Genomic DNA, 24,157 nt, shown 5'->3' with positions numbered 1-24,157 from the left:
GCGGTGCTTCAGGGCGCGTCGGCGTCGGCCAGGGCGGCCAGCGCGCGGTCCAGGTCCTCGCGCGTCTTGGCCAGCGCCCCCAGCGTGCCGGCCGCCAGCTCGGCGGGCCGCGCCAGGGGCAGGGTGCGGGCGCGCTCCTCCAGCACGGTCAGCCAGGCCAGCAGCTCGGCGGTGCCCGGCGGGCGGCCGAGGTTGCCGGACAGGCGGTCGAACAGGCGCATGGCCCAGTCGAAGGCCTGGGAACGCGCAGCGAAGGGGTGCATCCGGCCCACCACGATGCGCCTGCGCATGGCGTCGTCCGGCGCCTTGATGTGGTGGAACACGCAGCGCCGCAAAAACGGCTCCGGCAGGCTCTTTTCCGAGTTGCTGGTGATGATGACCACCGGCCGCAGCGCCGGGTTGCCGGTGATCCAGGCATCGGCTTCGCGCACCAGGAACTTCATCTCCAGGATCTCGAGCAGCAGGTCGTTGGGCGTGTCGCGCGGCGCCTTGTCCAGCTCGTCGATCAGCACCACATGGCGCTGGCCGAAGGTGTCGGGCATGACGGTCATCGTGGAGCGCTGGGCCAGCGCCTCGTGCGATACCGGGTGGTAGCCCAGCCGGTCGTGCGGCGAGGTGGACAACAGGATCGCCAGCCCCAGCGGGTTGAGCCGAAGGTAGTCGGTGACCGGCCGGCCCTGGCCGGCCTGGGAGTCGCGAAAGCGCGCCAGCTCGTCGAACTCGTACAGCAGGTCGCGACCGGCGGTGGTGGACTTGACGTTGAACACCAGCGGCTCGCCCAGGCCCAGCCGGCGCGCGAGCCACCCCGCCACGCTGGTCTTGCCGCAGCCGGGCTCGCCGGTCAGCAGCAGCGGCATGCCCAGCAGCAGCGCCACCCGCACCGCGGCGTCGAGGTCGTCGTCGGCCTGGTAGCCGGCGGGGTCGCGAAAACGCTCGCTGACCGGCTCGCCAAAGGCGTAGGGCCGGTACAGGGGCGCGGCGATCTCAGTTGTCGGCAGCTCGGGCATGGGGCCCTCCCGCTGTGGTGGCGTCGTGGAGCAAGGGGCCGATGCGCACGCCGACATCGGCCAGGCGCAGGCCCTCGCCCAGCGCGTTGCGCAGCGACAGGTCCAGCACGTCCAGCATGCCGGGGCGCACGCGGCCCAGCCGCTGCTGCTGCTTGAGCTCGGTGATCCATGGCGTGACGTGCGTTGGAACGATGGCCTCCAGCTCGTCCACCGGCGCCATGCGTTCGGCCCAGCGCTCCAGCGCGTCGTCGATGGCGGTGAGCAGGTCCGCCTCGGGCTGCGGCGCCTTGGCGAACAGGCTGCGCCAGCGGCTGGGCTTGGCCGGCGGCGGCTCTTCGCAGTCGATGCACAGGAACAGCGCGGCCGGCCGGCCCGCGTCCAGCGTCATCCAGAACGCGATGAGGCGGCGCAACAGCTCAGCGTGGCCGCCAAAGGCGCGTGGGCGCTCCACCAGCGCCCAGCACGCGCGCGGCATCACGCCATCGTCCAGGCGCTGCCGCAACAGGGCGGCCTCCGGGGGCGCGTCGGCGCCGGGTGGCGGCAGGCGTGCGGCCCGGTACAGCGGCGCGAGCAGTTCGCACAGCGCGGCCGCCGGGTCGTCCACCACGGTGGTCTCCGGCCAGGGCAGGGTCTGGATCACCTCGGGCGCGCTGGTCTCGCGCTCCAGCAGGCGCTGCATCTCGGGTGTTTCGGCCAGGCGCTGGATGAAGCGGTGGTGCAGGTCCTTGGTGAGGCCCGGCACCACGAACACGCGCGACGGTGTACGCGGCGGCAGCTTGCGCAGCGTGGCCAGCACCGCATTGACGGGATCCTTGCGGTCCAGCAGGTGCAACTGGCCCACGATGAATTCCAGTGGCGACTCCTCGGCCCCGGAGAGCGGGCGCGGGCGCAGCTCGGGCAGCCCTTCGGCGCGCCAGAAGGCCTGGAAGGCCGGCTCGTCCACCAGGCGCCGCAGCGGCGTGGCGGTGAGCTTGCCCTGCCAGCGGCCGTCGACCGTGTGCACCACGCCGATCGCGTGGCCGCGGCTGAACACCAGCGAGCCGGAAAAGCCCGCCCATTCTTCCCACTGCGCGGCGTTGACCGTGCCGAAGACGTCGATGTCAAAGCGCTTGTGCGTGGGCACGTAGCTGGCGTTGCCCTTGAGCAGGCGGCTCGCGTCCACCGCGGCGGCAGGGAAGCCGACACATTCGCAAGGGTGGGCATACAGGTCGTCCACCGCCACCAGGCCCAGCAGCGGCGGCTCGGGCGCCACGGCCACTTCCTGGTCCAGCGCGACCAGCGCCACGTCCAGCGTGTCGTCGTGCAGCCAGCACACGCTGGCGGGCATGGGCTGCGGCCGCAGCTGCTGCGCGTCCGGCAGGTGCGCGGTGGCCGGGTCCACCAGCGGCTGCACGCTGCAGCGGGCGCCCAGCGCCCGGGGCGCCAGCACGTGGCGCGCCGTGAGCACATGGCGCGGCGTGAGCAGGTAGCCGCTGCCCTGGCTGAGCACCTTGGCGCCCTCGCGGAACGTCAGCTCGACGACCCGCTCGGCACGCATGCTAGTTCTTGGGTTGGCGGACCAGCGGCTCGGTGTCGCCGCGGTTGATCAGGCGCTCGCGCGGCTGGCCATCGGCGCCCACGAACACCGGCGTGAGCGAGAGCTTGACCTTCTGCGTCTGCTCGCGTGCCACCTTGCCGGAGGCGCCGCCCTCGACCCCCACGCCGAGGATGGAGAACTTGAGCTTGGCGTCCGCGCCGCCTTCCTTCTTGACGACCACCGTGAACTCGACGTCGATGGCGCCGAGCTTGAACTTGAGATCCGGCGAGCCGGCCTGTTCAACGGCGGTGAGGATCTCGGTGCGCAGCGCCGAGACTACTTCACTGAGCGGAATCGTCTCGTCTGCCATGACCGGCCTCCCACGTGAGCCAAGGGACGATCGATCATAGTCTTCGCAGGTGCGCGTGCCTACCTGATGCATCCCACGTCTTGGGGATGCGGTGCGATCAGCGGCCGGGGCCTTCCAGCGTCGCCTTCATCGCCTGCGCGCCGGGGCCCATCACCTGCGCAATCGCCGCGGCCAGCGTGCGGTGGAAGAGTCGGCCGCCCGCCTTGGCAGACGGTGCGGGCCGCGGCGCCTGCAGGGCCAGCCGGGATGCCTTCAAAGCATAGACAAGCGTGCGGCGCGCGTCCGGAACGGTGAAGCTCTGCCCGGCCTCCAGCACGATGTCACGCGGGTCATGGTCCAGCGTGACCCACAGGCAGCCTTCGTTGCAGGTGATCTGCGTGCCTTGTGCGTCATGCAGGGTGTGCAGTGCACGGGGCGGCAGGGTGAGGGTGGCTGGGGCGTGGAAGGCGTTCATGGAAAACCTTTTTGCATGCGCGGTGCAGATGAATATACTGAGCCGCACCATGGGTCACAAACGCTGAAATCGCATGCCAGACATGCAAATCAGGAATGCGAAGTCGCAGCAGACCCCGCAGCCGCCCACGCCACGATCGAGCCGCCTGCGCCTGGATCTGCTGCATGCCTTCGAAGCCGCGGCCCGCCACCTGAGCTTCACGGCCGCCGGGCAGGAGCTGTTCATCTCGCAGTCGGCAGTGAGCCGGCAGATCCAGCAGCTGGAGGAGAACCTGGGCACGCCGCTGTTCGAGCGCCGTCACCGCGCCCTGGCGCTTACCGAAGCCGGCAAGGTGATGCAGCGCGCGGTGAACGACAGCCTGGAGCGGCTGCTGGACGCCGCGGCGCGTGTGCGGCCCGCGGCGGCGTTGCGCCAGGTGGCCATCACCTGTACGCCCGGCTTCGCGTCGTTCTGGCTGATTCCTCGGCTTGCGCGCTTCACGGCCGACCATGCGGAAGTGGATGTGCGCCTGTCGGCCACGCTGGACATCGTGGACCTGACGCGCAGCGGCATCGACATTGCCGTGCGCTTCGTGCCGCGGGCCAGGGGCAACGGGCCGCTGCTGTTCGAGGAGGCGGTGCAGCCGATGTGCGCACCCTCGCTGCTGGCCGACCGCAAACGCCCGCTCAAGGTGCCGGCCGACCTGCACCACCACACCCTGCTCACCGTGGACCTGCCGCACGGCACGCCCACCATGGATTGGGAACCCTGGATGCAGCTGATGGGGCTGGACTCGCTGCAGCCTTCCAACACCCTGAGGTTCACCCAGTATTCGGAGGCGGTGGCCGCGGCCGTGGCAGGCCATGGCGTGGTGATCGGGCGCCTGCCGCTGCTGGCCGACCTGGTGCGCGAGCGCAAGCTGGTGGCGCCGTTTCGCAGCAGCGCCGCGTCGCTGCGGGCCTACTTCGTGGAGCTGGCGCCGCACGCCGCCCACAAGCGCGACGCGCAGGACTTCGTGCGCTGGCTGCTTGCGGAAGCCGCGCCGCTGGAGCGCCCCGCCGGCCGCAAGGCAGCGCGGCGGTAGGGCACTGCCGCTGGCGCGGTCGGCCTGTCAGACGGAGATGCCCACCGTGAGCGCCGCCGTGTAGCCGTCCGTGACGTTGCCCGTCACGGTGGCCAGCTCGGTGGTCACCCCATCGGAGAACACGTTGTCGGTGGCAAAGCTGATGCGCGAGAGGTTGCTCAGGCTGCTGCTGTAGCCGGTGGCGGACTGGTACACGGTGGTGCAGACATCCGTCGGCAAGGCGATCTGCGACATCCGCGAGATGGACAGCCTGATCGAGACCGCGCTCGAGGTGTTTCGCGGCGCCACCTTGCAGGAGCCGCCGCAGCGCACCGACGTGTTCGCCCTGGTGCAGGCCATCACCGACGACCTCGCCGAGCTGAAGCAGCCGGTCAGCCTGGCCGGCCGGAGCGCGGTGGCCCTGGTGCAGCCGATGGCGCTGCGCCGCGTGCTGGTCAACCTGGTCGGCAATGCGTTGCGGCACGGCCAGCGCGCCGACGTGACGGTGCATTCGGAGCCCAAGGCGGTGCGCATCACGGTGGACGACCAGGGCCCCGGCATACCGCCCGAAGCGCTGGAGTCCGTGATGCAGCCCTTTTTCCGACTCGACGCATCGCGCAGCCGCGACACCGGCGGCTGCGGCCTCGGGCTGTACATCGCGCGCGAGCTGGTGGTGCGGCACGGCGGCAGCCTGACGCTGGAGAACCGGCCGCAGGGCGGGCTGCGCGCGACCGTGCTGCTGCCCAGGGAGCCGCACTGAGGGCAGCCGGTGCCTGCGGCCGCTAGCGCGGGCCCGGCTTGCGCCGCATCACCAGCGCCAGCAACGCCTGCGCCGCACTCGACAGCGCCCGGTCGCTGCGGCGGATGAGGAAGATCTCGCGGCGCAGCGCCGGCGTGCCGAGGGGCCGGGTCACAAGGTCCGCGTGCTCGAAATGGAACAGCGTGAGCGAGGGCACCACGGTGATGCCCAGGCCGGCGCGCACCATGCCGGCCACGGTGCTCAGCTGCTCCAGCTCCATCACCGAGCGCATCTGCAGCGGCCGCAGCGCGGCTTCCACCAGCTGGCGCACGCTGCTGGAGCGGGCCAGGCTCACCATGTGATGGCCTGCGAGGGCGCCGATCGCGATGCGGCGCCTGGCGGCCAGGGGGTGGTCGCGCCGGCAGACGAGGTGGAAGCGGTCGGTGCAGAACGGCTCGGTGGCCAGCTCCGGCGCGTTGGCGCGCACGGCGGCCAGCGCAAAGTCGGCCCGGCCTGCGCGCACCCGCTCCACGCACTCCTCCGACAGGGCGTCCGCGATGTCGAGCTCGATGTCCGGGTAGCGCCCGCGAAACTCCTGCAGCACGGCCGGCAGCCACCCCGCCGCCAGCGCAGGCAGCGCGGCCAGCGACACGCGGCCGCGGCGCAGCGCCACATGCGCGCCCAGGTCCTCCACGGTGGCCTGCATGTCCTGCAGCAGCCGCTGCGCGCCATCCAGGAACAGGCTGCCTTCCGGGGTGAGGCCGACGGTGCGGGTGGTGCGGTCGAACAGGCGGGCACCGACGGCCTGCTCCAGAGAGCGGATGAGCGCGCTGAAGGCCGGCTGCGACAGATGGCAGCGGGCGGCAGCGCGCGTGAAGCTGCGCAGCTCCGCCAGCTCCACGAAGGCACGCAGCTGGCGCGTGGACAGGTTCGGTTCACTCATCGGCTTACCCGATCAATTCATCCAAACAAACGAATTCACAGCACAAAGCGCCCATCCTACAGTCGGCGGCATGACGCACCCTCTGTACATCGGCTCGGCGGCCGGCTTCTCGGGCGACCGCACCGACGCGGCCCGTCCGGTGGTGGACACGCTGATCCGGCGCGGCTGCGCGGCGGTGCTGATCTTCGAGACCCTGGCCGAGCGCACGCTGGCGCTGGCCCAGCTGGCCCGCCAGGCGGACCCGGAGGCCGGCTACGAGCCGCTGCTGGTGGAAATGATCGAGCCGGTGCTGGCCGACTGCCTGCGCCATCGCATCCGCATCGTCGGCAACTTCGGCGCGGCCCATCCGCAGGCGGCGGCGCGTCGGCTGCTGCGGCTCGCCAGTGACCTGGGGCTGCGGCCGCCCCGCATCGCGGTGGTCACCGGCGACGACCTCTCCCATCCGGACCATGAAGCGCTGCTGCGCGAGTGCCTGGGCGCGAGCGCACAGGGCCTCAAGATCACCAGCGCCAACGCCTACCTGGGCGCGGAGGCCATTGCCCAGGCGCTGCGCGAGGGCGCGGACATCGTGGTCACCGGCCGCGTGGCCGACCCCTCGCTCACCGTGGGCCCGGCGCTGGCGCACTTCGGCTGGGCAGCCGACGACTGGAGCCGCATCGCCGGTGCCACCATGGCGGGCCACCTGCTCGAGTGCGGCGCGCAGGTGTGCGGCGGCTACTACGCCGACCCCGGCTTCAAGGACGTGCCCGACCTCGCCAACGTCGGTTACCCGATCGCCGAGCTGCAGGCTGACGGCAGCTGCACCCTCGGCAAGGCCGACGGCACCGGCGGCTGCGTGGACGAACACACGGTGAAGGAGCAGCTGCTCTACGAACTGCACGACCCATCGGCCTACCTGACACCCGATGTGGTGGCCGACATCGGCGACGCGGTGGTGCAGGCCGTGGGCCCGGACCTCGTGCGCCTGGCCGGTGTGCGCGGCCACCCGCGGCCCAGCCACCTGAAGGTCAACGTGTTCCACGCCCATGGCTGGCTGGCCGAGGGCGAGATCTCGTATGCGGGGCGGGGCGCCGAAGCGCGCGCGCGGCTGGCTGCCGACGTGCTGCGTGCACGCCTGGCGGGGCTCGGGCCGCTGCGGGTGGACCTGATCGGCGTGGCCAGCGTGTTCGCCGACGACGCCGGCCGCTGGCTGGACGCGCTGCCGGTGGGCGACGCGCGCGACGTGCGGCTGCGGGTGGCGCTCAACCACGCCGAGCGCCGCAGCGCCGAACGCCTGCTGCGCGAAGTGACCGCGCTCTACACCTGCGGGCCGGCCGGCGGAGGCGGGGTGCGCACGGGCATGCGCCAGCGCCTGGGCACGCGGTCCTGCCTGGTGCCGCGCGAGCTTGTGCCGGCGCGCGTGGAGTTCGTGCAATGAGCACCGTCACCGTACCGCTGCAGTACCTGGCCCATGGCCGCACCGGCGACAAGGGCAACCGGTCCAACATCAGCGTGATCGCCTGGCACCCGGCGCTGTACGGCGTGATCGTGGAGCAGGTGACCGAAGCCGCGGTCGCCCAGCTCTTTGCACACCGCCGCCCCAGCCCGGTGAGCCGGTACCTGCTGCCTCGGCTGCACGCGATGAACATCGTGCTCGACGACGTGCTGGACGGCGGTGTGAACGATGCGCTCAACCTCGACAGCCACGGCAAGGCCTTGTCCTTCCTGCTGCTGGACCTGCCCATCCAGCTGCCGCTGGCGCTGCTGCCCCTGCTCAGGCGCGCGCCACCCAGCCCTGACACCCATTCCAACGGAGACACACCATGACGCACCCCCACCGCCGCCGGCCGCTGCTGGCGCTGGCTGCCGCCTTCGCCCTGAGCCCGCTGGCGGCTGCCGCGCAAGGCAGCGCGCACTACCCCGAACGGCCCATCACCTTCATCGTGCCGTTTGCCGCCGCCAGCGCCACCGACCAGCTGGCACGCGCGCTCGGCCAGTCGATCACCGAGCAGACCAAGCAGGCGGTGGTGGTGGACAACAAGGCGGGCGCCAGCGGCATGCTGGCCGCGCAGGCCGCTGCCAAGGCACCGGCCGACGGCTACACGGTGCTGATCACCACCAACACCACGCAAGCCGCCAACGAGCACCTCTACAAGAAGCTGCCCTACGACCCGGTGAAGGATTTCCTGCCCGTCACCGGCCTGGGCAAGGGCGGGCAGGTGCTGGTGGCGCGCGCCAATGCACCTTACAAGACGGTGGCGGACGTGGTGGCCGCGGCCAAGGCCAAGCCGGGCAAGCTGAGCTTCGGCAGCGGCAGTTCATCGAGCCGGGTGGCCGGTGAGATGTTCAAGCAGCTCTCGCACACCGACATCCTGCACGTGCCCTACAAGAGCAACCCGAATGCGGTGACCGACCTGCTGGGCGGCCAGATCGACCTGATGATCACCGACACCGCCACCGGCATGCCGCAGATCAGGTCGGGCAAGCTGCGCGCGCTGGGCTATTCCACGCAGAAGCGCAGCCCGCTGTTGCCCGATGTGCCCACCCTCGACGAAGCCGGCGTGAAGGGCTACGACATGGGCTACTGGTTCGCGGCCTACGTGCCTGCCGGCACGCCGCAGCCGGTGGTCGCGCGCCTGCGCGAGCTGCTGCTCAATGCCACGCGCGGCGCGGCCGCCAAGGCCTTCTTCGACACCGCCGGCGCCGAGGCCTGGACCACCACCCCGCAGGAGCTGGCGCAGTTCCAGGCGGCCGAGGCGCAGAAGTGGGGCCGGGTGATCAAGGCCGCGGGCATCGACCCAGAATGAGGCCATGAGCACACCTCCTTGAGGTGACGCGAGTGGACAACAAGCCGGGTGGCGCGGCAACGTCGCCTGTTGTTGCGGCGGCGCCCATGAAGGGCCTCATCGCCGCCATGCATTCGCCCGCGAGCCCCTAGTTTCCTGGTTGCCACGGGAAGGGTGGGCTGTCCGATACTCCGGCAGCGCCCACGCACTGCCATGGCTGCCTCCATCACCACCCTGCGCCTGCAAGCCGCCGAGGCTTGCCGCTGGTTCGCGCGGGTGCACACGCAGGACCCGGTGCGTGCCGCGCTGAACGCCGGCCTGAGCTGGGTGCTGGCGGCGCTGGCCGTGCTGGCCCTGCTGCTGGGCGCGGTGGTCGTGGCGATCGGCCGCCCGGCGCTCACGGTGTGCGTGGTGTTCGCGGTCACGCCGCTGTGCGGCGTGTGCTGGTGGCTCAACCGCCGCGGCGGCACCGCCGGTGCCTGGGGCCTGGTGCTGCTGATGGTGGCGGCCAGCACCCTGGGCATCGACCCGCAGCTGTATGCCGGCGCGGTGCCCACGGTGGACGTGGCCTTCATGTATGCCATCGTGGTGGCCGCCCTGTTCGTGCGCCCCGGCGCGGCGGCGCTGGCCTGGTTGCTGCAGTTGGTTGCCCTGGCGGCTGCGGCCAGTCTGGCCCGGCTGCCGGTGCACCAGGTGCTGGCGTTCCTTGGCGAAGCGGCGGTGGAGCTGGGCGCGCTGGGCGCCATGGCCGCCGTGGGTGCACGCATGTTCGTGAAAGCCCTGCGCGACGCCGAGGAGCGCACTGCGGCGCTGGCCGCCTCCCAGGCCCGGGTGCGGCAACTGATCGATGCCAGCGTGGTGGGCATCGTCGTCGCGGAAATCGGCGGACCCATCCTCAACGTGAACGACGCCTTCCTCTCCATCATCGGAAGGACACGCGCGGAGTTCGACGCCGGCCAGGTGCAGCGCCGGGATTACCTCGCGCCCCATGCCCGTGCAACGTCGCGTGCGGCGATGCAGCAGCTGCGCGAGACCGGCACCGCCACCTACGAGCTGGACCTGGTGCGCAAGGACGGCACGACGGTGCCGGTGCTCGTCAGCGCCTCGCGCTTTGCGGGCACCGACCAGGGCGTGGCCTTCGTGCTCGACATGACCGAGGCGCGCCGGCTGGAGCACGAACGCCAGCTGCGCGCCGAAGCCGAGGCGGCCAGCCAGGCCAAGACGGCGTTCCTTGCCAGCATGAGCCATGAGCTGCGCACGCCCCTGAACGCGGTGCTGGGCTTCACGCAAATACTGTTGGCGCGCGGCACCACCACGCCCGAGCAGCGGCGCCTGCTGGCGCTGGTGGAAAGCAGCGGCGATCATTTGCTGCGCCTGGTGGAGGAGCTGCTGGACCTGGCCCGCCTGGATGCCGGCCGCCTCACCCTGCACCCGGCGCCCTTCGAGCTGGCGCCCTGGCTGGAGGTGCTGCGTGCCACCTGCGAGCTGCGCACCTACGAGCGGCCGCTTCATTTCGACCTGCAGGCCGCCGGCCTGCCGGCCACGCTGGTGGCCGACGAGCTGCGGCTGCGCCAGGTGCTGCTCAACCTGCTGGACAACGCAGTGAAGTTCACTCCGGCGGGCAAGGTGGTGCTGCATGTGAGTGCGCAGCCCGCGGCCGCGGCCGGCATCAGCCGCATGCGCTTCGAGGTGGAGGATTCCGGCATCGGGATTGCGCCGCATGAGCTGGAGCGGATCTTCCGTGCCTTCGAGCAGGCCGGCAACGGCCTCCAGCAACGCCAGGGCGTGGGCCTGGGCCTGGCGATCAGCCGAGAGCTGGTGCGCGCCATGGGGGGCGAGCTTCGGGTGCGCAGCACGCTGGGCGAGGGCTCCACGTTCTGGTTCGAGCTGGACCTGCCTGAAGGCTCCCCATCGCAACCCCCTACCTCGCAGCTTGTATAAGCCCGGGCTGTCGCCGAACCTAGGACCTACGCGCCGCACCGGTGGCTTGCGCGAAGGAGGCGGCGATGGCGAAGAAGCAGCAAGGCAGTGGCGGGCGCCCCCGCGACAGCCAGGATGGTCAGGGCGGCGGATACGGCGGCGGGGGCAACCACGGCGATAGCGACGAGCATCCGCCGCGAGAACCCTACGACGACCCCGACGAGCACCTCGAGATCGAGAGGCGACGCTTTCTTGGCAGCCTTCCACCGACGCCCGAGCGCTATGCGCTTGCACGCGAGCAGTGGTACCGGCTCCCCGGTGCGCTGGTCAGGCCGTCGATGGACCCGCCCGCCGGCACCCCCGCATCCGGTGATGAGCCCCCGAAGACCGGGGGCGAGCCATGAGCCTGAACGGCACCGCATGGGCTCCGATCGGCCCAAGCCCGATCGACCAGGGTGGCATCCATGCGAACGGTCAGGTCACGGCGATTGCCGTGCACCCCAACAACCCTGACGTCATCTTCATCGGCACGGCGTGGGGCGGCGTCTGGCGCACGCGCGACGGCGGCAGCACATGGACACCCGTCTTCGACCGCGCACCATCGCTCGGCATCGGCGGGCCCGGTGCCATCGCGATCGATCCCACCAACGCCGACACGCTCTACGTCGGCACGAGCAGCCGCAACGGCTCGCAGTTCTCTGGCGACTCGACCCAACCGCCAGCGGGCCTGTTCCGATCGACCGATGGAGGCGCGAGCTGGATCCGCCTCGGCTCCAGCTACCCGCTCACCACGCCAAGCAACGCGAGCATCTTCTTCAGCCGGATCATCAACGTCGTCATCGTCGATCCGGCCAACGGCCAGAGGCTGTACCTCGCGTGCAATGCAGGCCTGTTCGTCTCCACCGATGGGGGCTTCAACTGGACCCAGGGCAGCGCGCCCGCGGGCGACGTGCGCTCGCTGGTGCTGGATGCGACCTCGCCGGCCAACGCGCGCATCCTGTACGCGGGCATCAGCGGCACAGGGGTCGTGCGCTCCGCTGATGGCGGGCGCAACTGGGCCACCATCCTCGACGCGGCCACGACCGCCGTCGCGACAAGCATCAGCGCCGGCGGCTTCAGTGGCGTCGGCAAGGTCGTGGTCGCGCTTGCGCCGCCGGCCACGCCTGCAAGTCCGGCGGGCATCCAGGTGCTCTATGCCGCACTGGTCGGCACCGGCCTGCCGTTCGGCTCGGCGGATTCTCTGGGCCTGTTCCAGAGCACCGACCAGGGTGCCAACTGGACGTTGAGGGCCGGCACGGCAACCATCGGAGCCATCGGCACCAGCTATGGCGGCTACGCCTTCCACATGGCCGTGGACCCCGCCTCGCCCGGTGACGGCGCAGGCGACATCGTCTACGTCGGCACGCTGGGGCAGGGGCGGTCCAGCGACGCCGGCGCCACCTTTGCCGGCCTGACCGGCCTGCACGCCGACACGCACACATGGGCGTTCGCACCTCAGGCCGGCCCACTCTCGGTGGCGTTCTGCGGCAACGATGGCGGCATCTTCCGCTGCACGGCCGGCGTGAACTTCACGTCGCTCAACGCGGGGGGCCTGCAGACCGCGCTGTTCTACAACCTGGACGTGAAACGCGATGCGACCGCCAGCGTCACTGTCGGCGCGTTGCAGGACAACGGCGTCGTGACCACGGCCGGCGCCGCCGCGCCCACCTGGACATTCGGTACCGGCGGCGACGGGTTCGATGTAGCCTACGACGGCCAGTTGGGAGCGCAGGTCTACGGCCGCCGCAACTCCACGATCCTGCGCTCGACCGACGACGGCGGCTCGTACGCCGGCATCGACCCACCGTGGTCGGCCGCGGAGGTCGGCGTCTACCTGGCGGCGGTCGCCACCGATCCGAACAACGGCGGGGTGGTCTACGCGAGCAGCAACCAGAACCTGTGGCAGAGCCTGGACGGCGGCGCGACCTGGCCCAACAGCGTCGCCATCGCGGGCACTGCCAGCGAAGCGGACGTGGCACCAACCGAAAGCAACAACCTCGTCATCACGGTCGGGGGGCGCGTGCTCCTCTCCACCGACGCGCTGGCCGCCGGCGGCCCCACCTTCACCGACATCACGCGCAACCTGCCGGGGCGCTTTGTCGGCGGGATCGCGTTCGATCCGCAGGACCCTGCGACGATCTACGCGGCCGTCGGCGGCTTCAGCGGCTTTCCGGGCGGACATGTGTTCCGTACTTCGCTGACGGCCGCCACCTGGACCGACATCTCCCCGCCGCTGGACCTGCCCTTCAACGCGATTGCGGTCGACGGCAGCGAAACGCCCTCGGGGCTGTACGCCGGCACCGATTTCGGCGTGCTGCGCTCCGTCGATGGAGGCGCCAGCTGGAGCGTGCTGGACGACCTGCATTTTCCGCGCGCGCCGGTGTTCGAGCTCGTCCATCACCGCGGCGAGCTGCGCGCGGCCACCTTCGGGCGCGGCGTGTTCTCGTTCGTCGTGCCCCGATGGCCGTCGATTGCAGTCCATCTCGAGCACAACCTGGAGTTCGGCGAGGTCTGCCAGGGCCCGCAGTTCCTCACGCTCGCCGTCTTCAACGTCGGCGCGGCCGACCTGGTGGTCAGCGCCGTGCAGCGCCTGATGGGCTCGACCAGCTTCTCGGTGCTGGCCACGCCTGGCACGCCGCTGGTCATCCGGGCCGGCGAGCACGTGGACTTCACCGTGCGCTACCAGCCCGCGGGTGCGGCAAGGGAGGCGGCGACTATCCGCATCCTGAGCAACGACCCGAACGCACCGGTGGTGGATCTGGCCGCGACCGGCGTCCCGGGCGCGCCGCGGCTCGTGACCGCCATCGCCGACAGCGGCGACTTCGGAGCCGCATGCCGCGGCAGCTTCGTGGACCGCGACCTCGTGCTGCACAACGCCGGCAGCTGCGTGCTGCGTGTGACCGGCATCGCATCGTCGGCGGCCGACTTCGAGTTGCCTGGGGTCGTCTCGTATCCGCTTGCCGTCGCGGCGGGCCATGCGATCACGCTGCCGATTCGATTCCGCCCGGCCAGCTTCGGGCCGAAGGCCGGCACATTGAGCGTGTTCAGCAACGACGCGGCCGGGGTGCGGGCGATCGCGGTCTGCGGCCGGGCACCGCCGCCTGAGCTGGACCTGGTCGTGGCCGATTCGGGCGAGCTCGGCAAGGTGTGCGTCGGCTCGTTCAAGGACTTTGCGCTCACCCTCGTGAACAGCGGCCGGTGCGTGCTCACCGTCACCGGCATCACCTCGTCCGACGGGCAGTTCGTGGTTCCGGGTGTCGCTTCGTATCCGATTCTCGTGGCGTCGGGCACCGCGATCGCGATGCCTGTCCGCTTCGCGCCGACGAGCTTCGGCGTGAAGTCCGCCACCATCAACGTGGCGAGCGACGACCCGGCCGGGCCGAAATCCGTCACGCTGCGTGGCGAGGCCCCTTCGGGCCGGCTCGTGGTCACCGGCTCCACCTGCATCGGCGGCGTCAAGGAATGCTGCCTGGGCGAGCGCACGATCGCACTGTGCAACGTCGGCGAGTGCGACCTGCACGTCACGAGCGTGGCCTTCAAGCGCAAGAGCCCGCACTGGAAGCTGGTCAACAACCCGTTCCCTGCGACCTTGCGGCCCGGCTCGTGCCTCAGTGTGCTCATCCGCTACAAGGCGACGGAGAAATGCCCCCGGGCGTGCGAGCTCGTCATCGTCAGCGACGACCCTTCGACTCCGGTGAAAACGCTGGACGTGATGGCCTACACCATCCCCGGCGGCTGCGGTGGTTGCTGCGGCGGCAAGGGCCACGACGACCACCACGCCGGCTGCTGCGGCAGCCAGTGCAACGGCCCCTGCAATGCGCAGGCGATCGATGGTTGCTGCGGCGACGAAGGGGACGACATGCAGGACGACGACAAGTCGTGAAGGCGCCGATCAACCAACGTAGCAGGTGACCCCGTGACCGAACTGTTCGAGATGTTCCCCTTCGCGTTTGGCGTGCTGCTGGGCTTCACCTGGGCACGCATGGGTGGGCCCCAGTCCCGGCGCATCGCGTGGGCACTGTCCTGCATGGGGCTGGGCGCGTTTGCAACGTTTGCGAGCGGCGAATGGCGCGAGAGCCTCCTCTACGTCCTGTTCGACGTCGGCCTCGTCGCCATGGTCTCCATCGCCGTTGCGCTTGGTCTAGCGTATTGGCGGGGCCGGCACCACGACGCCTGACCTCCACCCGACCCCTGCACTCCACGCTTGTTCGCAGAACCGTTCACACCACTCAGCCCGCCGCGGCGCGTGGCGCGTCAGTGACGTGGCGTATGCGGGTGAAGCACAGCGCCACCCCCACCGCGGCCACCAGCGCCGCCCCGCAGGCGATGAACAACGTGGGCAGCGCCACGCCACGCATCACCCAGCCGGTGAGCGCGCCCGACAGCGGCGCCACGCCGAGGAAGATGAACATGAAGATGCTCATCGTGCGCCCCAGCATCTGCGGTGGCACCCGGCGTTGCATCCAGGTGAAGATGGCCACCTGCATGAAACCGCCCAGCACGCCGATGGCCAGCAGCAGCGCCAGGCCAGGGCCCACGCTGTCGATGTGGCCCAGCGGCATGAAGAGCAGGCCGACCAGCGCGTCCACCAGCAGCAAGGTGGCGCCCAGGGTGCCTGCACGCCAACCCGGCCGCGCACCGGCCAGCACCATGCCCAGCAGCGTGCCCGCGCCGTGGGCACCGGCCAACATACCCAGCGTGTTGGCGCCGGCGCCAGGCAGGCGGCTGGCCAGCACCGGCAGGGCCACCTGCATCGGGCCGGTGATCAGCAAGGCCACCGCGCCCCAATAGAGAAAGCAGCTGCGCAGGTCACGGTCGTTCCAGGCCGTGGCCACACCGTCGGCCACCGAGCGCCACACACCGGCAGCCTGGGGTGGGCGCCGCGGCGAGGCCAGCAGGCGCACCCGCGACAAGGTGAAGGCGGACAGCGCGAAGGTCGCCGCGTCCACCAGGAAGGCGACGCCGATGCCCAGCGACGACTGTGGCGACGCCTGCGTGCTTGCGCCGATGCCGGCGATCGTGAGCCCCGCCAGCACCGGCCCGATGAACATGGTGAGCTGGCGCAGGCCCAGCAGGATGCCGTTGGCCGCCTGCAGCTGCGCCGGCGGCACCACGTGCGGCAGCATGGAGCTGCCAGCCGGGATGCTGAAGGCCATGGCCAGGCCCAGGCCGAAGGCCAGCAGGTACAGCGCCGGCAACGTCAGGCGATCAGCGATCACCAGGCCGCCCAGCGCCAGCAGCAGCAGCGTGCAGGCATGTTTGCTCCACATGAGCACGGCCTTGGGCGAATGGCGATCGACCAGCGCGCCGCCGATCAGCATGAACACCGCCCGCGGCACGCTCATGGCGCCCAGCACCAGGCCCAGCTGCAGCGGGTCGCCGCTGATGCGCAGCACCAGCCAGGGCAGGGCGATCAGGCTGAACTGGTCGCCCAGCAGGGTGATGAAGCTGCCCGACACCAGCCAGGCGAAGCCCGGCTGGCGCAACAGCGAAGTGCGCTGCGCGCCCCGATGGGAAGCGGTGCCGGTGGCACCGGACGAGGTGGACATCGAGAACTCCTTTTCGCGTTGAAAAGGAGTCTCAAGCCTCACGCCACGGCAGGGTCAAGCAGTTGGTGATGCACAGCGGCCGCCTCGAGGAAGCGGCGGCCTTCGGGCGGGATGGCCGCAGCGGCGGCCAGCACCTCGCTCTCGCGGTAGGCGGTGATCAGCCGGTCGCGCAAGCCGGTGTCGCCCCGGGTCAGCCGGTCTATCAAGCCGAGCCAGTCGCACGCGAGCTGCCGCGCCGCGGGGCCCTGCAGCGGCTCGTTCGCTGCCACGGCCTGCGCGGCGCGCTCGGCGATCGCCTGCCATTGCGCCAGCGGTACCCGGGCCATGCGGGTGATTTCCTCCATGGACACATACCGGGACAGCGCTTCGATGCGGTGCTCGATCGCGCGGTCCAGGTAGGCGACCATGCCCAGGTCCGGCCCGCTGCCGCCCATGTCGGCATGATGGCGGCGATACACCTCGCCCCAGCGCCGCATCAGGCCGAGGTCGTCGTTCATCCAGACCGCCATCAGCGTCATCCAGCGGTGTACCAGGGGCTGGATGTCCAGGCCGTCGGGCGGCACTCCGGCGTCCATCTTCTCGCGCACCAGCGCCATCAGCAGCCTGAGCTCGCCGGCCACCAGCGGCAGGTTGCCCAGGATGACCTTGAGCTCCTTGGCGCTGAAGTGCGGCTGGCAGGCGTTCATCAGGCGCAGGGAGGCGAGCCAGTCCTCCTGCTGGGGCAGCTCGCCGCGCCCGAACTTCTGCTTCAGCAGCTGAAGCCGCACCTGCAGCGCCTGCGCCTGGCGGATCTCGCGGTCCAGCGCGTCGAGCTGCTGGTCCACGATGACCGGCATGGCCACGCCGCCATCGAGCAGGCGGGCGATGTCCTCCAGCGGCAGCTTGAGCTGGCGCAGCGCCTGGATGGCATGCAGCCGCTCGATGTCGGCCTGGCCGTAGAGCCGGTAGCCGCCGTCGGAGCGTGCGGTGGGCGAGAGCAGCCCGATGTGGTGGTAGTGGTGCAGGGTGCGCACCGTGAGGCCCGCCTGGCGGGCCAGTTCGCCGATCTTGAGCACGTGGGGCTCCGGGGAGTCGAAGCCGCCAGTTTGAAGCCTGACGCTGCGTCAGGCTCCATCGGCGACGCCGCCTACTGAGGCTGGAAGCCGCTGGTGCGGATGATCTCCGCCCAGCTCTTGCTGTAGGCGCGTTCGCGCGCGGCCAGCTGTTGCGCGTTCATGAACTCCACCGCCAGGCCCATGCCCGTGAGCCGCTCCTTCACGTCCGGCCGGGCGATCACCTTGGCCAGTGCGCGCGAGAAGTCCTCGATCACCGGCTTGGGCGTGCCGGCCGGGGCAAAGAAGCCGTAGTACGGCAGGTCCTCGAAGCCGCCAATGCCCAGCTCGGCGAGGGTGGGCACGTCCGGCAGGATGGCCTGGCGCTTGCCGCCCAGCACAGCCACGATGCGCACTCGGCCACTCTTGTGGTTCTCGATGAAGTCGGGCACCGAGCCCACGCCGGCGGCGATCTGGTTGCCCAGCATGTCGCCGATCATGGGCGCGCTGCCGCGGTAGGGCGCGGGCACCAGGTCGAGCTTGAAGCGCTCGGCCAGCACCTTCACCAGGAATTCGGGCGTGGAGGCCGGCGCTGGTATGCCCACGACGCCCTGGCCGTTGCCGTGGCTCTTCACCCAGGCGGTGTAGTCGTTCAGGCTCTTGGCCGGCGTTCCGCCGGACACGGCGAAGGCGTTGACGAAGCTGGCGAAGCCGGCCACGGGCACGAAGTCACGCGCGGGGTCGAAGCCCGGGCTCCTGGACACCAGCGGCAGGATGGAGATGGTGTGGTCGTGGCTGATGAAGAAGGTGCTGCCGTCCGCGGGCGCGGCCTTGAGCGCCTGCGCGGCCAGCTGCCCGCCGGCGCCGGGCTTGTTCTCCACGATGACGGTGGCGCCGAGCTCGTCCTTGAGGTGCTCGGCCAGCGTGCGGGCGATGGCATCGGTACCGCCGCCGGGCGCAAAGCCCACCAGTACCTTGACGGTCTTGCCCTGGGCCCAGGCACCGGCCGACGCCAGCAGCGACAGCGCGACCAGGGATTTCAAGGCGAGGCGGCGGGCGGAACGGGGCATCACGGCAGGCTTCATCGGGCGCTTTCTCGTGGAGGGATGGAGCGCGCAAGCGTACCGCCAAAACCTGCCGCCGCGTCGCCGTGCGCCAGCGCCAAGTGGCCGCTATGTAGCTTCGAGCTGGTCGGCACCGCCCGGCATGGCCGACGGCAGCGAGGACAGCACCACCTGCGCCTCGTTCACGAGGTCATGCCAGGGCGACGCCTCCGAGCGCTGTGGCGGGCCATCCGCGGTATGGGAGGCATACAGCAGCTCGATGTCGTTGAACACCAGGCGCCGCTCGGCCAAGGGGAGCGCGGTGCGCAGCGACGGCACCAGGATGCGCTGGTCGATGTCGCGCTGGACTGCCGTGGCCCGCATGAATGCAGCCAGGTGTCCAACGTACTGTGGCTTACCCGGTGGCGACACCAGCATGTCGGCCAGCGCGCGCTTGAAATCAAAGTGCGCGGCAAGGCATTCGGAGGACAGGTCCTTCCAGCCGACCTTGCGCCATGCGGGCAGCAGGAACCGCTCTCTGGCCAGCACGTGCAAGGACGCGTGGTTGCAAAGTTGGCGGTAAAAATGTCGGGCAGCGGTTTTTTTGGCACAGCGTTGCAGCTGTTCCCCGAGCGTCGAGACTTCAATCAGTTGTCGATTCAGGAGAACACTGCAATCCACTCGCCAAGATCCACATTTCGCTGATGAATGCAGGAGCGAAAGCAAAAGACGTTCCTTGCGCTGCGTTCGCCCTTCCATCGGTTCGCGCGTCTGTCGCCCTTCAGCGGCCAGCCCAACGGCTGCTCTCCCGCACCACCAGTTCGGTGGGCAGCTGGATCGGGGCCACCCCCTGTCCGGCCGCAAGCTGCTGCAGCGCGCTCACCATGGCGCGTCCTGCGCCGGTGATGTCCTGCCGCACGGTGGTGAGCGCCGGATGGAGATGGCGCGCGAGATCGACGTCATCGAAGCCCACCAGCGGCAGGTCACGCGGCACCTCGATGCCCTTGCCCCGCAGGGCGTTCATCACCGTCATGGCAAGCAGGTCCGAGCACGCGAACACGGCGTCGAAGTCCAGCGGCTGCACGCAGCGCGCCTCGATCGCGGCGCGCGCCAGGTCGGCCGCAAACGGCACCGGCAGGACCAGGTCGCGCTGGGGCACCAGGCGCCGCTCGTGCAGCGCAGCCGTGTACCCGGCGTAGCGGCGGTTCACCTCGGGCAGCTCGGGATCGCCGACAAAGAGGATGCGCTTGCGCTTCTGGTGGAGCAGGTGCCGCGTGGCCGCGAGCGCGCCGGCTTCGTTGTCGCTGCCCACGGTGCAGTAGAGCTGGCCCGGCAGCCGCGCCCCCCACACCACCAGCGGCACGCCACGCAGCGCCAGCTTGTTGAGCTGGTCGTGGTGATGCCACTGCCCGATGAGGAGGATGCCGGTCGTGCGGCCGCTGTCATACAGCTGGGCGGCCCGGTCCAGGTGATCGGCGTCCACGCGGGTCAGCAGCATGTCGCAGCCCTGCTCGGTGAGCGCGTCGGCGATCGAGCCGACCAGCGCCAGGAAGAATGGGTCGGACACCTGTTGCCGCGTGGAGGGGTCCAGCGGCAGCACGACGCCCACGGTGGTGTTCTGGCCCCTGGCGAGGTTTTGCGCGCCCACGTTCACGGCGTAGTGGAGCGACTTGGCCAGCTCCGCGATGCGGGTGCGCGTCTCCAGGCTGATGAGCTCGCTGCCCGCCAGGGCGCGCGAGACCGTGGACACCGACACACCCGCCAGGCGGGCCAGGTCGGACATCTGCACACGGCGTGGCGCTGCGTCGCCGGGCAGGGCGGCTGAAGAGGGGGAGGACGGGCTCGGGGCGGGCGGTCGAGGCATGAAGCGAAGCGTGAGGAAGTGGCGCTCAGGGGTGATGAAAAGCCGTTTGCATGCGTTTGCATTGTTCGTCAGTAAAGCCACTAGCGCAACCGCTTGCATAAATCCCTACAGTCTCGTCCACCGCGCCGTTGGATCGCGGAGCACGAACACCTCGGAGACCCTCCATGACAATGAACACCATCCCCCGCGCCGTGGCGGTTGCGGCGGCCACCTTCGTCGCGCTGGCGGCCCAGGCGCAGTCGAGCGCACCGCAGGCGCAGGCAGCCGCGCCCCAGCCGGCTGGCGACACCGCGGCGGCGCAGCCCGTCACCGCGCCGGAGCGCAACGAGGGGCTCAACCTGGAGCGCGTGGTGGTCACCGGCACATCGGTGGCGCGCACGAAGATGAAGCAGAGCGTGTCCATCAGCACCATGGACATCGAGCAGGTGCAAAAGAGCGGCGCGCTGAGCTCTGCCGAGCTGTTGCGCAGCGTGCCAGGGGTGCGCTCCGAATCCAGCGGCGGCGAGGGCAACGCCAACATCACGGTGCGCGGCGCGCCCATCTCGGCGGGTGGTTCGCGCTACGTGCAGTTCCAGGAAGACGGCCTGCCGGTGCTGCTGTTTGGCGACATCGCCTTCGGCACCGCCGACCAGTTCCTGCGCACCGACTTCATGCTCGACCGGCTGGAGGCGCTGCGTGGCGGCTCGGCGTCCACGCTCGCATCCAACTCCCCCGGCGGCGTCATCAACTTCATCAGCATGGCGGGCGAGGAGGGCGGCAGCGCGGGCTTGAGCCTCGGGCTTGGCGGCCACACCGGGACGCGCCTGGACTTCACCTACGGCGGCAGCTTCGGCAGCGGCTGGAAGTTCCAGGTGGGCGGCTTCCAGCGCGCCGGGCAGGGCGCCCGCGAGTCCGGCTACAACGCCGAGAACGGCGGGCAGCTGCGCGGCAACCTCACCAAGACCTTTGCCGACGGCTTCGTGCGCCTGTCGTTCAAGCACCTGGACGACCGCACACCGTCCTACATGCCGGTGCCGGTGATGGTGGACTCGGTGGACAGCGCCGGCGTGGGCCACGGCTCCATCCACGCGATTCCAGGTGTCAATCCGCGAACGGCCTACTTCATCACGCCTCACCTCACCGCCGACAAGGTGTTCACACGCGATGGCGGCTATGCGACCACCAATCCGCATGACGGCCTGCACGTCAAGAGCGACGCCATCGGACTGGAGGCCAGCCTGCGCTTCGGCGACGGCTGGCAGCTCAGCGACAAGTTCCGGCGCGCCAGCAACAGCGGCCGCTTCATCGCCGCCTTCCCGGCCGACAACGGCAGCAATGGCACCCAGCCGTTTTTCACGGCCACCTTGTTCAACACCTCGATCGACGACCTGGGCAACCAGTTCAACGACCTGAAGCTGAGCAAGACACTGACCTTCGGCGGCGCCAACACCACGCTGACCGCGGGTTTGTTCAGCGGCACGCAGAACGTGGCCGAGACCTGGTTCTGGAACCAGTACAACCTGGAGATGAAGGGCACCAACGCCCGCGTGGTGGATGCCAATGGCGAGCCCACCACGCAACCGGTGTCCAACGGGTGGCAGACCTGGGGCGGCTGCTGCGTGCGCACCTTCGACGTGCAATACCGCCAGACGGCGCCGTACCTCGCGCTGTCGGTGGACCTCGGGCCTGTCACCCTGGACGGCAGCGTGCGCCGCGACCACCAGCGCGCCACCGGCTGGTTCCAGAGCGGCGACTTGCTCGCGCAGACCTGGAACGAAGCCGGCCGCAGCGTCGTGAACTACGAGGTGGCCCACACCTCGTACTCGGTGGGTGCCAACTGGCAGCTGGCACCGAACCTCGCGCTGTTCGCCCGGGCCAGCGATGGTGTCGCCTTCTCCGCGGACCGGCTGCTCTACGGCAACCCGGTGGACGGCTCGCAGCCCGTCAACGTGAACCAGCTCAAGCAGGTGGAAGGTGGCGTGAAGTGGCGCAGCGGTGGCTTCTCCACCTTTGCCACGCTGTTCCAGGCCAAGACCAAGGAGAGCAACTACGAGGTCACCTCGCAGAAGTTCACCGACAACAGCTACGACGCCAAGGGCCTGGAGCTCGAGCTTGGCTGGCGCGTCGGCGACTTCCGCATCAATGGCGGCGCCACCCTCACCCACGCCCGCATCACGGGCACCAAGGACGGCACGAACGTGGGCCACAAGCCGCGCCGGCAGGCCGACCTCACCTACCAGCTGGTGCCGAGCTATGCCTTCGGGCCGGTGGAAGCGGGCGCCGCGCTCATTGGTACGACAAAGTCCTTTGGCAACGACGAGAACACGATCACCATGCCGGCCTATGTGGTGGTGAACCCCTACGCCAGCTACCGGGTGAGCGAGCACGTCGACCTCTCGCTGAGCGTGAACAATGCGTTCAACGCCATCGGCTACACCGAGATCGAGGGCGACGGCCATGCGGCCCGCTCGATCAACGGGCGCACCGTGCGGGTGGCGATGAAGTACTCGTTCTGACGCCGTCGCGCGGCACCCCAGGCACAAGGCACCCCCGTGAACAAGCCGCACCTGAACTTCTGGCAGATCGTGAACATGAATGTCGGCTTCTTCGGCATCCAGTTCAGCTTCGGGCTGCAGCAGAGCAACATGAGCCCGATCTACCGCTACCTCGGTGCGGACGAGGCCAGCCTGCCGCTGCTGTGGCTGGCCGGCCCGATGACCGGGCTGATCGTGCAGCCGCTGGTCGGCGCCTGGAGCGACCGCACCGATTCGCGCTGGGGCCGCCGCACGCCGTACTTCATGATCGGCGCGCTGCTGTGCAGCCTGGGGCTGCTGCTCATGCCCTTCAGCCCCACGCTGTGGATGGCCGCCAGCCTGCTGTGGATCCTGGACGCGGCCAACAACGTGACGATGGAGCCTTACCGCGCCTATGTGGGCGACCGGCTTGCACCGGAGCAGCACTCCATCGGATTCCTGATGCAGAGCGCTTTCACCGGCCTGGGGCAGACGCTGGCGTACCTGGCGCCCACGATCATGGTGCTGGCCGGCATGGACAAGGACGCTGTCAACGCCCACCACGTGCCCCACATCACGATCGCGGCCTTTCTGGTGGGCGCGGTGTTTTCGATCACGTCCATCGTCTGGTCGGTGCGCACCACGCCGGAGCTGCCGCTATCCGTGGTGGAACGCGAGCGCATGCGGCAGCAGCCGCGCGGCTGGATGGCTGCCTTGCGGGAGGTGCGGCTGGCGATGCGCGACATGCCGCCCACCATGCGGCAGCTCGCCTGGATGAAGCTGTTCCAGTGGTATGCGATGTTCTGCTACTGGCAGTACGTGGTGCTGGCGCTGGCCTCCACGCTCTACGGCACCACCGATCCCACGTCGCCGGCCCTGCGCGAGGCGGCCTTGCTGAACGGGCAGTTGGGCGGCTTCTACAACGCCGTGGCCTTCGTCGGCGCCTTCCTGCTGCTGCCGCTGGGCCGCCGCTTCGGCGCCAAGGGCACGCATGCGCTCTGCCTGGTGCTGGCGGGCCTGAGCATGCTGGCGCTGCCCCTGCTGCATGACCGCGCCTGGCTGTTCCTGCCGATGGTGGGCATTGGCCTGGCGTGGGCCAGCATCATGGGCAACCCCTACGTGCTGCTGGCCGGCAGCATCCCGGCGCACCGCGTGGGCGTGTACATGGGCATCTTCAACATGTTCATCGTGCTGCCCATGCTGCTGCAGATCGCCACCTTGCCGCTGTTCTACGGCAGCTGGCTGGGTGGCCGGCCGGAAAACGTGATCCGGCTCGCCGGTGCGCTGCTGCTGGTGGCGGCGGTGTGCGCGTGCCGGGTGCGCACGGCGGCCACACCGGCCACAGCGCAGGCGCCCGGAGTGGCGCCTGGTCTTCACTGAGCC

Annotated in this window: 22 protein-coding genes; 11 read left to right on the top strand and 11 right to left on the bottom strand. The window is 70.1% G+C overall.

The features are described from left to right. Positions 1-8: 8 nt before the first annotated feature. The 4 genes from VPH43_RS21880 to VPH43_RS21865 form a co-directional block, all read right to left on the bottom strand. Positions 9-1,007 carry an AAA family ATPase gene (locus VPH43_RS21880; RefSeq protein WP_328579886.1) on the bottom strand — a complete coding sequence of 333 codons (999 nt, stop codon included), beginning with the start codon at positions 1,005-1,007 and terminating at the stop codon, positions 9-11. Then, positions 985-2,544 carry a trypsin-like peptidase domain-containing protein gene (locus VPH43_RS21875; protein WP_328579885.1) on the bottom strand — a complete coding sequence of 520 codons (1,560 nt, stop codon included), beginning with the start codon at positions 2,542-2,544 and terminating at the stop codon, positions 985-987. Before VPH43_RS21875 ends, VPH43_RS21880 begins: the two co-directional genes overlap by 23 nt. Position 2,545: 1 nt before the next feature. Next, entirely contained in the window at positions 2,546-2,893 is a 348-nt protein-coding gene (locus VPH43_RS21870; RefSeq protein WP_328579884.1) for a trypco2 family protein, read from the bottom strand. Positions 2,894-2,990: 97 nt separating this feature from the next. After that, positions 2,991-3,347 carry a DUF2917 domain-containing protein gene (locus VPH43_RS21865; RefSeq protein WP_328579883.1) on the bottom strand — a complete coding sequence of 119 codons (357 nt, stop codon included), beginning with the start codon at positions 3,345-3,347 and terminating at the stop codon, positions 2,991-2,993. Between the two features lie 73 nt (positions 3,348-3,420). Between VPH43_RS21865 and VPH43_RS21860 the strand changes: the two genes are divergently transcribed. After that, the gene (locus tag VPH43_RS21860; protein WP_328579882.1) at positions 3,421-4,410 is read left to right on the top strand and encodes a LysR substrate-binding domain-containing protein; all 990 of its coding nucleotides are present in this window, start codon (positions 3,421-3,423) and stop codon (positions 4,408-4,410) included. A gap of 27 nt (positions 4,411-4,437) precedes the next feature. Here the strand turns inward: VPH43_RS21860 and VPH43_RS21855 are convergent, their stop codons facing one another. Next, positions 4,438-4,605, bottom strand: a complete 168-nt coding sequence (locus VPH43_RS21855) for a hypothetical protein (protein ID WP_328579881.1) — start codon at positions 4,603-4,605, stop codon at positions 4,438-4,440. A gap of 4 nt (positions 4,606-4,609) precedes the next feature. Here VPH43_RS21855 and VPH43_RS21850 point away from each other — a divergent pair, with 4 nt between their 5' ends. Continuing rightward, a complete protein-coding gene (locus VPH43_RS21850; protein ID WP_328579880.1) occupies positions 4,610-5,149 on the top strand; it encodes a sensor histidine kinase in 540 nt (179 codons plus the stop codon). Between the two features lie 22 nt (positions 5,150-5,171). On the opposite strand, the gene VPH43_RS21845 is transcribed toward VPH43_RS21850, so the two are convergent. Further along, positions 5,172-6,071, bottom strand: a complete 900-nt coding sequence (locus VPH43_RS21845) for a LysR family transcriptional regulator (protein WP_328579879.1) — start codon at positions 6,069-6,071, stop codon at positions 5,172-5,174. Positions 6,072-6,141: 70 nt separating this feature from the next. On the opposite strand from VPH43_RS21845, the gene VPH43_RS21840 reads away from it, so the two are divergent. From VPH43_RS21840 to VPH43_RS21810, 7 genes are all read left to right on the top strand, one after another. Then, complete coding sequence (locus VPH43_RS21840) at positions 6,142-7,488, top strand: acyclic terpene utilization AtuA family protein (RefSeq protein WP_328579878.1); 1,347 nt, start codon at positions 6,142-6,144, stop codon at positions 7,486-7,488. Next, complete coding sequence (locus VPH43_RS21835) at positions 7,485-7,877, top strand: AtuA-related protein (protein ID WP_328579877.1); 393 nt, start codon at positions 7,485-7,487, stop codon at positions 7,875-7,877. Before VPH43_RS21840 ends, VPH43_RS21835 begins: the two co-directional genes overlap by 4 nt. Continuing rightward, complete coding sequence (locus VPH43_RS21830) at positions 7,874-8,857, top strand: Bug family tripartite tricarboxylate transporter substrate binding protein (protein ID WP_328579876.1); 984 nt, start codon at positions 7,874-7,876, stop codon at positions 8,855-8,857. The genes VPH43_RS21835 and VPH43_RS21830 overlap by 4 nt, the downstream gene beginning before the upstream one ends. 192 nt (positions 8,858-9,049) lie before the next feature. Then, positions 9,050-10,777, top strand: a complete 1,728-nt coding sequence (locus tag VPH43_RS21825; protein ID WP_328579875.1) for a sensor histidine kinase — start codon at positions 9,050-9,052, stop codon at positions 10,775-10,777. Positions 10,778-10,842: 65 nt separating this feature from the next. Beyond that, positions 10,843-11,160, top strand: a complete 318-nt coding sequence (locus VPH43_RS21820) for a hypothetical protein (protein WP_328579874.1) — start codon at positions 10,843-10,845, stop codon at positions 11,158-11,160. Beyond that, positions 11,157-14,678 (top strand): choice-of-anchor D domain-containing protein, encoded by a 3,522-nt coding sequence (locus VPH43_RS21815; protein WP_328579873.1) that lies wholly within the window; start codon positions 11,157-11,159, stop codon positions 14,676-14,678. The genes VPH43_RS21820 and VPH43_RS21815 overlap by 4 nt, the downstream gene beginning before the upstream one ends. A 33-nt stretch (positions 14,679-14,711) precedes the next feature. Further along, the gene (locus VPH43_RS21810) at positions 14,712-14,972 is read left to right on the top strand and encodes a hypothetical protein (protein WP_328579872.1); all 261 of its coding nucleotides are present in this window, start codon (positions 14,712-14,714) and stop codon (positions 14,970-14,972) included. 52 nt (positions 14,973-15,024) lie between these two features. Here VPH43_RS21810 and VPH43_RS21805 read toward each other — a convergent pair whose 3' ends face one another. From VPH43_RS21805 to VPH43_RS21785, 5 genes are all read right to left on the bottom strand, one after another. Further along, positions 15,025-16,344: an MFS transporter gene (locus tag VPH43_RS21805; protein ID WP_328579871.1), complete on the bottom strand. Its 1,320-nt coding sequence runs from the start codon at positions 16,342-16,344 to the stop codon at positions 15,025-15,027. A gap of 38 nt (positions 16,345-16,382) precedes the next feature. Next, positions 16,383-17,399 carry a MerR family transcriptional regulator gene (locus VPH43_RS21800; protein WP_328579870.1) on the bottom strand — a complete coding sequence of 339 codons (1,017 nt, stop codon included), beginning with the start codon at positions 17,397-17,399 and terminating at the stop codon, positions 16,383-16,385. Positions 17,400-17,470: 71 nt separating this feature from the next. After that, on the bottom strand, positions 17,471-18,445 hold the full coding sequence (locus VPH43_RS21795; protein WP_328579869.1) for a Bug family tripartite tricarboxylate transporter substrate binding protein: 975 nt from the start codon (positions 18,443-18,445) through the stop codon (positions 17,471-17,473). Between the two features lie 102 nt (positions 18,446-18,547). Further along, positions 18,548-18,973: a hypothetical protein gene (locus VPH43_RS21790; protein ID WP_328579868.1), complete on the bottom strand. Its 426-nt coding sequence runs from the start codon at positions 18,971-18,973 to the stop codon at positions 18,548-18,550. 226 nt (positions 18,974-19,199) lie between these two features. Next, positions 19,200-20,201 (bottom strand): substrate-binding domain-containing protein, encoded by a 1,002-nt coding sequence (locus VPH43_RS21785; RefSeq protein WP_328579867.1) that lies wholly within the window; start codon positions 20,199-20,201, stop codon positions 19,200-19,202. A 245-nt stretch (positions 20,202-20,446) separates the two neighbouring features. On the opposite strand from VPH43_RS21785, the gene VPH43_RS21780 reads away from it, so the two are divergent. Beyond that, positions 20,447-22,777 (top strand): TonB-dependent receptor, encoded by a 2,331-nt coding sequence (locus tag VPH43_RS21780; RefSeq protein ID WP_328579866.1) that lies wholly within the window; start codon positions 20,447-20,449, stop codon positions 22,775-22,777. A 36-nt stretch (positions 22,778-22,813) separates the two neighbouring features. After that, a complete protein-coding gene (locus VPH43_RS21775; RefSeq protein WP_328579865.1) occupies positions 22,814-24,154 on the top strand; it encodes an MFS transporter in 1,341 nt (446 codons plus the stop codon). The last annotated feature ends 3 nt before the right edge of the window (positions 24,155-24,157 follow it).

This window comes from Ideonella sp. BN130291 (assembly GCF_036231905.1).
In the GTDB taxonomy this organism is placed as follows: domain Bacteria; phylum Pseudomonadota; class Gammaproteobacteria; order Burkholderiales; family Burkholderiaceae_C; genus CAMLIZ01.
Note: the sequence above shows the minus strand (reverse complement) of the source record. Positions and strands in the feature narration are given on the sequence as shown.

Excerpts from the sequence above, each read along its gene's own strand:
- VPH43_RS21880 (WP_328579886.1), bottom strand. The coding sequence starts at position 1,007 with ATGCCCGAGCTGCCGACAACTGAGATCGCCGCGCCCCTGTACCGGCCC.
- VPH43_RS21875 (WP_328579885.1), bottom strand. The coding sequence starts at position 2,544 with ATGCGTGCCGAGCGGGTCGTCGAGCTGACGTTCCGCGAGGGCGCCAAG.
- VPH43_RS21870 (WP_328579884.1), bottom strand. The coding sequence starts at position 2,893 with ATGGCAGACGAGACGATTCCGCTCAGTGAAGTAGTCTCGGCGCTGCGC.
- VPH43_RS21865 (WP_328579883.1), bottom strand. The coding sequence starts at position 3,347 with ATGAACGCCTTCCACGCCCCAGCCACCCTCACCCTGCCGCCCCGTGCA.
- VPH43_RS21860 (WP_328579882.1), top strand. The coding sequence starts at position 3,421 with ATGCCAGACATGCAAATCAGGAATGCGAAGTCGCAGCAGACCCCGCAG.
- VPH43_RS21845 (WP_328579879.1), bottom strand. The coding sequence starts at position 6,071 with ATGAGTGAACCGAACCTGTCCACGCGCCAGCTGCGTGCCTTCGTGGAG.
- VPH43_RS21840 (WP_328579878.1), top strand. The coding sequence starts at position 6,142 with ATGACGCACCCTCTGTACATCGGCTCGGCGGCCGGCTTCTCGGGCGAC.
- VPH43_RS21835 (WP_328579877.1), top strand. The coding sequence starts at position 7,485 with ATGAGCACCGTCACCGTACCGCTGCAGTACCTGGCCCATGGCCGCACC.
- VPH43_RS21830 (WP_328579876.1), top strand. The coding sequence starts at position 7,874 with ATGACGCACCCCCACCGCCGCCGGCCGCTGCTGGCGCTGGCTGCCGCC.
- VPH43_RS21825 (WP_328579875.1), top strand. The coding sequence starts at position 9,050 with ATGGCTGCCTCCATCACCACCCTGCGCCTGCAAGCCGCCGAGGCTTGC.
- VPH43_RS21820 (WP_328579874.1), top strand. The coding sequence starts at position 10,843 with ATGGCGAAGAAGCAGCAAGGCAGTGGCGGGCGCCCCCGCGACAGCCAG.
- VPH43_RS21815 (WP_328579873.1), top strand. The coding sequence starts at position 11,157 with ATGAGCCTGAACGGCACCGCATGGGCTCCGATCGGCCCAAGCCCGATC.
- VPH43_RS21805 (WP_328579871.1), bottom strand. The coding sequence starts at position 16,344 with ATGTCCACCTCGTCCGGTGCCACCGGCACCGCTTCCCATCGGGGCGCG.
- VPH43_RS21795 (WP_328579869.1), bottom strand. The coding sequence starts at position 18,445 with ATGCCCCGTTCCGCCCGCCGCCTCGCCTTGAAATCCCTGGTCGCGCTG.
- VPH43_RS21785 (WP_328579867.1), bottom strand. The coding sequence starts at position 20,201 with ATGTCCGACCTGGCCCGCCTGGCGGGTGTGTCGGTGTCCACGGTCTCG.
- VPH43_RS21780 (WP_328579866.1), top strand. The coding sequence starts at position 20,447 with ATGACAATGAACACCATCCCCCGCGCCGTGGCGGTTGCGGCGGCCACC.